Origin of the sequence: Streptomyces milbemycinicus (genome assembly GCF_002154605.1) — a bacterium.
GTDB classification, from domain to species: domain Bacteria; phylum Actinomycetota; class Actinomycetes; order Streptomycetales; family Streptomycetaceae; genus Streptomyces; species Streptomyces milbemycinicus.
Genome location: NZ_MUNE01001265.1, coordinates 1 through 659, shown reverse-complemented (window position 1 = coordinate 659; position 659 = coordinate 1). Strand labels below are relative to the sequence as shown.

Here is a 659-nt window from a genome sequence, read left to right as displayed (position 1 = left end):
GGCTGATGCACGCGCGCGTGCGGGCCACGAAACTGCGGCACGGCTGGGACCCGGCCTTCGGCGTGCCCATCAATCAGGTCGACCTGGCGCGCACCTGGCTGGACTTCACCTACAGCCCGCTCAGCGCGCTGGAGAAGCTGGGCATCACGTTCACGGACGAGGAACTGGCCGGCGTCTACAGCTACTGGCAGTACGTGGCCTATCTCCTCGGCGTCGACCCCGGCTTCTACCGCAACATCGCCGACCATCGGGAGGCCGGAGAGTGGTATGCCGCAATCAACGCCATCAGCGGAGAGCCGGACGAGCATTCCGTGGCGCTCACCTCCGCGACGCTCGAGGTCCTGACCGGAATCCTGTCGGAACTGACGCTCAAGACCCCGCTGCCTCTCACCGGTGACCTCGTCGCCGCGTTCGCCCGCCACATCCTGGGTGACGAGCTGTCCGACCGGCTGGGTGTCGCGCAGACGGACCTCGTCCCCCTGGTCGGGCTGTTCGCGGAGCGCAACAAGCAGACCCGTCGCTGGCAGCGCATGTCCTCCGAGGCCCAGCAGCAGGGGCTGAAGGAGAACATCGAATTCCGGCGCTTCCTGATGGGCCTCACCGAAGGCGCCACCGTCTACGAGCAGAACCTCGCCTGACACCCCACCCACCCCCACGCC

1 protein-coding gene is annotated in these 659 nt (G+C 67.5%); it reads left to right on the top strand.

Annotated elements, in window-relative coordinates; genetic code table 11:
• Positions 1-638, top strand: a 638-nt coding sequence (locus tag CCN51_RS52525; RefSeq protein ID WP_143676274.1) for an oxygenase MpaB family protein, incomplete at its 5' end; no start/stop codon positions are given.
• Positions 639-659 lie beyond the last annotated feature (21 nt).